Origin of the sequence: Muribaculum sp. NM65_B17 (assembly GCF_004793735.1) — a bacterium.
Lineage (GTDB): Bacteria > Bacteroidota > Bacteroidia > Bacteroidales > Muribaculaceae > Muribaculum > Muribaculum gordoncarteri.
Map to the genome: position 1 here is coordinate 1 of NZ_SRYY01000023.1, position 7,381 is coordinate 7,381.

Consider the following 7,381-nt stretch of genomic DNA (forward strand, 5'->3'; position numbering starts at 1 on the left):
CCCGCCACGCCGATGGTACTGCGAAAGTGGGAGAGTAGGTAACCGCCCCCTTCACAATCAGGCCGACTGCACATCGCAGCCGGCCTGATTCTTTTTATTACCATGCCACTACTCCTGTTTTTATCAGCAAACAGATTGCCATAAATAAGAAAAGCAACCAAGTTGGTTGCTTTTTTATAGATGTTCCCCGTTGTTGGGGTTAGCGTTATTCTTTTTCGCTAAGCTCGAAAGCTTTTCTTACATCATTTCGGGCATCGTCCTTACGGTAACGCAGCTTGTTAAGATAACCGCGATAAAGATAGAGCTCTCCGTTGTCGGGATCAAGTTCAAGGCCTGCAGCTATATCGGCCGATGCTTCGTTTAACTTTTGAGTCATGAGATAACACACTGCGCGTGCGCTGTACAGGTCGGCTGAAGGTTTCTTCTTTATAAGCTCGCTGTAGTAGGGAATCGCTTTCTCCCACTGCTCGGTTGCAGTGTATAGAGCTCCGTAAGCGGTGTTGGCCTCATCGCTGCCCGGTGACATGCGGTTCAATGCGTCACAGTCATTCTGTGCGGTTGCATAGTCACCATATCGCAGTGACATCACCGCATGCATGTAACGCGGTTCTATAAGCGTGGTGTCAAGTGCTATTATTTTGGAATAGTCGTTATAGGCCAATGAGTCACGGCCGAGGGCGAGATACACTTCCGCTCTGTTTTTCAGCACTGTCACCGATATTGGTGCGCGCTTGTGAGCGTCACTTAGTGTGGCTATGGCTGCACTGTCCTGTCCGAGATAGAATTGAACGAGTCCGAGATTGGACATCAGCAGGATGTTTGACGGATTCTCGGGATCGAGTGCCATAGCATCCTTCAGACTCTTTTCAGCTTCCAGCCATTTACCTTCCGATATGGCTTTGTCGGCATCTCCCATAAGGTCGAAATATGTGTCGGATAGAGCTGTTACAGGCACCGATACCATTGTGGCCGACAGCAATGTGGCTATGATTGATTTGCGCATATTATTGAGGTTTGACCTGCAAATATACGGCTATTTTTGTTTATAGATGGCTATTGTTTACATATTTAGTCATTTTTTAGAATTGCTAATAAAAAGAATTAGTAACTTTGTATATTATGAAATTGAAATTGCTATTATCATTAATCATTTCCTTTTGTTTGGTTTCTTGTAGTGATGATGACGGTCCCGAAGTGAAGAAAGAGAGCAGTCGCACTCTTCTTGTCTACATGGTTTCGGATAACAGTCTTTATTCTTTTGGAGAGAGTGATTTAAAGGAGATGCTGACTGCCGCACGTAACGGCGGCTTGAAAAATGACGGACGACTTCTGGTTTACTATGCTTCGGGCGTGACTCCTGAATTGCGCGAGATAACTCCCGACGGCATTGTCACGCTTAAAACCTACGATGATGTGACATCGTCGGTAACGGTGTCGACTATGCGTCGTGTCATGGCCGATATGCACCAACTTGCTCCGGCCAATGATTACGCTCTTGTCATGTGGAGCCATTCGAGCGGATGGCTTAAGCCTTCGGTGTCGGCTCCGCAGAATCGTTCATGGGGCGTTGAAAACAGTACCGGAGGTGCCGAGATGTCGATTCCCGAACTTGCCGATGCTTTGCGAGGCGAGCATTTCAGCTTCATGTACTTTGACTGCTGTTACATGGGCAATATCGAAACCCTCTATGAGCTGCGTGGAATCACCGACTATGTAGTAGCGTCACCTACCGAGATTCCGAGTGACGGAATGCCCTATAATCTTAATGTAGGATGCTTCTTTGAGCTTGTGCCTGATTTGAAGGGTGCGGCACGTAACACTTTCGATTATTATGATGTCCAAAGCGGAAAATACCGCAGCTGTACGATTTCGGTGTATGACATGTCCAAAATTGACCGTGTTGCCAAGGCTACGCGCAACATAATGCTTGAAAATCTCATTTTGCCCGCTGATTATACCCCGCAGGGCTACGGTGTGGGTAATAAATTCCGTGACAAATACTACGACTTGGGTTATTACGCGCTTTCACTCACCGATAATGCATCGCTTCAAAGCGAATTTCAGTCGGCCATGGATGATTTTGTAATCTATAAAGAGGCCACCGATTACATGTGGGATTCATTAAAGCTTGAACATTGCAGCGGAGTGTCGAGTTATATAGTCAAAGCGGATGACGAGGGAATCTCAAAGGCCGACAATTATGGCTATTTTGATTTGGAATGGAGTGACGATGTTGTCATTCCGGCTTTCTCGGCTCACTCGCTAATGTAACATTGTTGAACGCAAAGTGACTGTATGATCGTAAATTTTGAAGATATGATGGCCGGTGGAATGGCTGCCGGCAATGGAGTTGCACCTGCTCCTGCCGATTCGATTTCCGGATTTGACAAAGGCATGAAGACGCTTGAAAGCATGTCGCTTGATGACCTAATCAATCGGCTCGTAAGCGGGCTGGTTGATTTTGCCATACATCTGGCTATCGCCATACTCGTATTCTATGTAGGAAAGTTTATAATCACCAAGATTTATAACATAACATCGTCGGTGTTTATAAGGCGACGGATTGACCGATCGCTCGCCACGTTTGTACTGAGCCTCATACGCATAGTGCTCTACTTCATTCTCGTGATAACGGTGGTAGGCATCCTCGGCATCGAAACGAGTTCGTTCCTCGCGCTGTTTGCGTCGGCCGGTGTTGCAGTCGGTTTGGCTTTAAGCGGAACGTTGCAGAATTTTGCTGGAGGAGTGCTGATATTGCTCCTCAAGCCCTATAAAATCGGTGATTATATCGAGGCGCAGGGATATTCGGGAATCGTCAAGGAGATTCAGATATTCAGCACGATAATCAACACGCCCGACAATAAGCAGATAATCATACCAAACGGTGGGTTGTCGACGAGCTCAATCAACAACTACTCCAAGGAGGAGTATCGTCGTGTCGATTGGTCGGTGTCGATAGCTTACGGTGACGATGTAGATGTGGCAAAGGCTGCGATTCTCGATATGCTCAGAAGCGATGACCGCATTGTGGTGAAATATGTCGAAGACGACCGAAAGATGCGTGCTGATCGTAAGGAGCTTGAAGAAACATCCGACAATGATGACGCGGAACCGGAGGCAGCTGTCGAGCCGGTTGAGAAGAAAAGCTGGATCAAGCGGGTTTTCAACAGCCGGAAGAAAGTGACCGTCATCTCCGACAGAATCGAAGCCGAGCATGCCAAGACTCTTGAGATGCTGCCCAAGGCCGACCGCTCGCCGTTTGTCGCACTTGGAGTATTGAACTCAAGCAGCATCGACATAACGGTGCGCGCCTGGACACGCTCCGAATTCTATTGGGGTGTTTTCTATGAGATGAACGAGCGCTTCTATAAGGAACTTCCTGAAAAGGGCCTCCACTTCCCATTCCCTCAAATGGATGTGCATCTCAACCATATAAATAGTTAGAATTTGAAAATATAAATTAATATAAAACAATGTCGATATAGCCATTTTTTAAAAAGAAATGGCTATATTTGCGTTATATCCCCAAGTCGGTTTTCGTGCCTCTCCTCATGCTCACGATGAACGGCCGGCTTCATTATATTATGCTCTCTCTTCTTGCAGCCGTTGTTTACAGCGGCCTCTTCTACGCCAAAAATAAATAACAACATAAATGATAAGTAAATGGAATTACTTACCCCTTACTACAGAAGAACAAAAATTAGAGACGGAATTGGCGTCGCGTTACGCCAACTGTCCTCCTATTAGCGAGCTTTTGGTTCAGCGTGGCATATCGTCGGTGGAAGAGGCTGAGCGTTTCTTTCATCCGTCGTTGAAAAATATGCACGATCCGTTCCTTATGCCCGATATGGATAAAGCTGTAAACAGGCTTAACAGAGCCATGGGGTCAAAGGAGAAGATTCTGGTGTTTGGCGACTATGATGTCGATGGCACAACATCGGTGGCATTGGTCTATAAATACCTTCAGAATTTCTACTCCAACATTGAGTATTACATACCCACTCGTTACGATGAAGGGTATGGAATTTCAATCAGGACTATTGACGAGGCCGCCGCTTCGGGGGTCAAGCTCATTATAATCCTTGATTGTGGAATAAAGGCGATAGAAGAAATTAAGTATGCGCGTGAACTCGGTATCGATTTCATAATATGCGACCATCACGTGCCCGACGAGGAGCTGCCTCCTGCTGTGGCTATACTGAATCCCAAACTTGAGGGGAGCACCTATCCGTGTCCCCATCTGTCGGGTTGCGGTGTGGGCTACAAGTTCATGCAGGCGTTTTCGATGAGCAACGGCATCAAGTCCAATGAGCTTGAGGGCATGCTCGACCTTGTCGCAGTAAGCATTGCCGCCGACATAGTGCCCATGGTGGGCGAGAATCGTATAATGGCCTATTGGGGATTGAAGCGCCTCAGCTCAAATCCTAACGTGGGATTGCGTGCGATAATAAAGATATGTCAGCTCAACAACCGTGAAATCACCATCAGCGATGTAATCTTCAAGATTGGTCCGCGCATCAATGCATCGGGTCGCATGCAGAGCGGTCGCGAGGCCGTGGAACTGCTTGTGTCGCGTGACTTCGCCGAGGCCTATCAGAAGGCTAAGAACATCGACCAGTATAATAAGGATCGCAAGGAACTTGACAAGCGCATAACCGAGGAGGCCAATGCCATAATCGAGAGTCACGACACATTGCTGAATGACAAAAAATCGATAGTCATCTACAATAAGGACTGGCATAAGGGTATAATAGGAATCGTTGCGTCGCGACTTACCGAGCTTTACTACAAGCCTTCGGTTGTGCTGACGCTCTCCAACGGTCTTGCCACCGGTTCTTCGCGCTCGGTTCAGGGATTTGATGTGTACAGCGCCATCGAAGCGTCACGTGACCTTCTTGAGAACTTTGGCGGACACACTTATGCCGTGGGACTGTCGATGAAAGAGGAGAACATCCCGGAATTCCGACGCCGCTTCGAGGAGTATGTCGCACAGAACATATTGCCTTCGCAGCTGACTCCTCAGCTCGATATCGACGCTTACCTTACGTTTGCCGAGATAACGCCCGAATTTCTGGGATTGCTGCGTAAGTTCAATCCATTCGGCCCCGGCAATCAGAAACCGGTGTTCTGCTCTCGCGGTGTACTCGATTTCGGAACAAGCAAGCTCGTAGGAAAGCATCTTGAGCACATCAAGCTTGAGCTTGTCGACAATACATCGGGAAAGGTTATGAACGGCATAGCGTTCAATATGGGCAAATACTTTGAACATATCCATGCTCGCAAACCGTTTGACATCTGCTATACTATAGAGGAGAACAAGCATCAGAATTCCTCTAACTCGATTCAGCTTCAAGTAAAGGAGATAAGGGTAGTCACCGAGTGAAGCGGGCTCTCATCCATGACATCCTCAAGCGATATTGGGGTTACGACTCTTTCCGTCCAAGGCAGGAGGAGATAATCATGTCGGTCCTTGACGGGCGTGACACTCTCGGACTGCTGCCTACCGGAGGGGGAAAGTCGCTTACTTTTCAAGTGCCGGCAATGGTGTTCGAGGGAATAACCGTTGTCGTCACGCCCCTTATCTCGTTAATGAAGGATCAGGTCGACAACCTAAGGGCGGCGGGCATTCGAGCCGTGTGTCTGCACTCGGGACTGTCACGTGCCGAGCACCGGCTTGCTCTTGACCGATGCCGTCTTGGCAAAGCCAAATTGATGTATGTTTCGCCTGAAAAGCTGCAGTCGGCTACATTCATCGACCAGTTGCGTTCGATGGATGTCAGCTTCCTTGTTGTCGACGAGGCTCATTGTATATCGCAATGGGGCTATGATTTCCGCCCATCCTATCTGAAGATAAGTCTTATACGTGAGCTGTTCCCCGACATACCGGTTCTTGCGCTCACGGCATCGGCTACACCTGTAGTGGTCGACGACATAATGGACAAGCTCGGCTTCAAGGAGCGCAATGTCTACGCCCGCAGCTTTTCGCGTGACAATCTCTCCTACATTGTACGCAATGACTTTGACAAGGAGCGACGGCTGATCAGTGTGCTGACCAATACAGCGGGAAGCGCCATTGTGTATGTGAGGTCACGCCGTCGCACAAGGGAGATTGCCGACATGCTTGTGCGTAACGGCATATCGGCCGACTACTATCATGCAGGACTTGATGCTACCGAAAAGAATGAGAAGCAGAACAGCTGGAAGACTGACGGCGTACGCGTTATGGTCGCCACAAATGCTTTCGGAATGGGCATCGACAAGCCCGATGTAAGAACCGTGGTTCATTACGACATTCCATCGTCACTTGAGGAGTACTATCAGGAGGCGGGTCGAGCCGGACGTGACGGAAAAGAGTCCTTTGCTGTTCTGCTTGTGTCACGTGCCGACAAAGGCAGGCTTACAAGGATGCTTTCCGAAATGTTTCCTCCTAAGGATTTCATACGCAGAGTGTATGAACTGGCGGGAAATTTCGTCAATGTAGCGGTGGGCGACGGTTATAATTCGGTGTACGAGTTCAATTTCGCACTGTTCCTGAAAACCTACGATTTGCCCCCGCTTGCCACACGAAGTGCCATGCGGTTGCTTACACAGGCCCAGTACTTTGAATTTGTCGAGGAGGTGACGATGCAATCGCGCGTTATGATAACGGCCAATAAAAGCGAGTTGTACTCCGTTAAGCTCGATGAAGCGGGTGAGCGCGTGTTCAATATGTTGTTGCGTAGTTACACGGGCTTGTTTGCCGACTTTGTCTACATAAACGAATCGGTTATCGCCCGGCGTGCTGATGTCGACGAACAGAAAGTATATGAAACGATGCTTCAGCTTTCGCGCATGCACATATTGCAGTATGTGCCTCGCAAGAGCACTCCTTATTTATATTACACTACATCACGCGAGTTGCCAAAGTATATCGATATGCCCCGAAGCGTCTATGAGGAGCAGTACAAGCGCCTTAAGGAGCGCATTGAGGCGATGAAGCGTTTCTCGTTTGGTGACGATGATTGTCGAGTCAACGTTATGTTGCGTTACTTCGGCGAGAAGCCCGAGGAGCCATGTGGCAAGTGTGATGTGTGCCGCACCCGTAAACGTAATCGCTTGACAAAGGGTGACAGGCAGTCAATCAGGGATTCCATCATATATATGGTAGGTAACGCTCCTCGTACTCTCGACTACATTGTAGCTGAGTCGCGATATTCCGAAGAGGATGTAATCGAGGCCGTTAGATCGTTGTTGTCATCGCACATTCTGTCGATTGACGACAATGACATGATTTCATTGACCCGCAAATTCTGAATTGTCGAATAACCGAAAAAATGGTCATAAAACCAATATTGTCCTAAATAATTTTTGAGTGCTACTCAACGTGCAGAGGCATCAGCCT

The 7,381-nt window shown here is 48.1% G+C and carries 5 protein-coding genes; 4 read left to right on the top strand and 1 reads right to left on the bottom strand.

The genetic code is table 11. The features are described 5' to 3' along the window. Positions 1-205 precede the first annotated feature (205 nt). Positions 206-1,003 (bottom strand): tetratricopeptide repeat protein, encoded by a 798-nt coding sequence (locus E5354_RS14035; protein ID WP_123396172.1) that lies wholly within the window; start codon positions 1,001-1,003, stop codon positions 206-208. Positions 1,004-1,161: 158 nt separating this feature from the next. On the opposite strand from E5354_RS14035, the gene E5354_RS14040 reads away from it, so the two are divergent. The 4 genes from E5354_RS14040 to E5354_RS14055 all read left to right on the top strand — a co-directional run bounded on the left by E5354_RS14040 (position 1,162) and on the right by E5354_RS14055 (position 7,293). Further along, complete coding sequence (locus tag E5354_RS14040; protein WP_168353916.1) at positions 1,162-2,271, top strand: clostripain-related cysteine peptidase; 1,110 nt, start codon at positions 1,162-1,164, stop codon at positions 2,269-2,271. 24 nt (positions 2,272-2,295) lie between these two features. Continuing rightward, on the top strand, positions 2,296-3,444 hold the full coding sequence (locus E5354_RS14045) for a mechanosensitive ion channel family protein (protein ID WP_123396170.1): 1,149 nt from the start codon (positions 2,296-2,298) through the stop codon (positions 3,442-3,444). 208 nt (positions 3,445-3,652) lie between these two features. Further along, positions 3,653-5,383 (top strand): single-stranded-DNA-specific exonuclease RecJ, encoded by a 1,731-nt coding sequence (gene recJ / locus E5354_RS14050; protein WP_123396169.1) that lies wholly within the window; start codon positions 3,653-3,655, stop codon positions 5,381-5,383. After that, positions 5,380-7,293 carry an ATP-dependent DNA helicase RecQ gene (locus E5354_RS14055; RefSeq protein WP_135947843.1) on the top strand — a complete coding sequence of 638 codons (1,914 nt, stop codon included), beginning with the start codon at positions 5,380-5,382 and terminating at the stop codon, positions 7,291-7,293. The genes recJ and E5354_RS14055 overlap by 4 nt, the downstream gene beginning before the upstream one ends. Positions 7,294-7,381: the final 88 nt, after the last annotated feature.

Bases quoted from the DNA above. Each gene is read 5' to 3' on its own strand.
- E5354_RS14035 (WP_123396172.1), bottom strand. From the start codon at position 1,003: ATGCGCAAATCAATCATAGCCACATTGCTGTCGGCCACAATGGTATCG.
- E5354_RS14045 (WP_123396170.1), top strand. From the start codon at position 2,296: ATGATCGTAAATTTTGAAGATATGATGGCCGGTGGAATGGCTGCCGGC.
- recJ (WP_123396169.1), top strand. From the start codon at position 3,653: ATGATAAGTAAATGGAATTACTTACCCCTTACTACAGAAGAACAAAAA.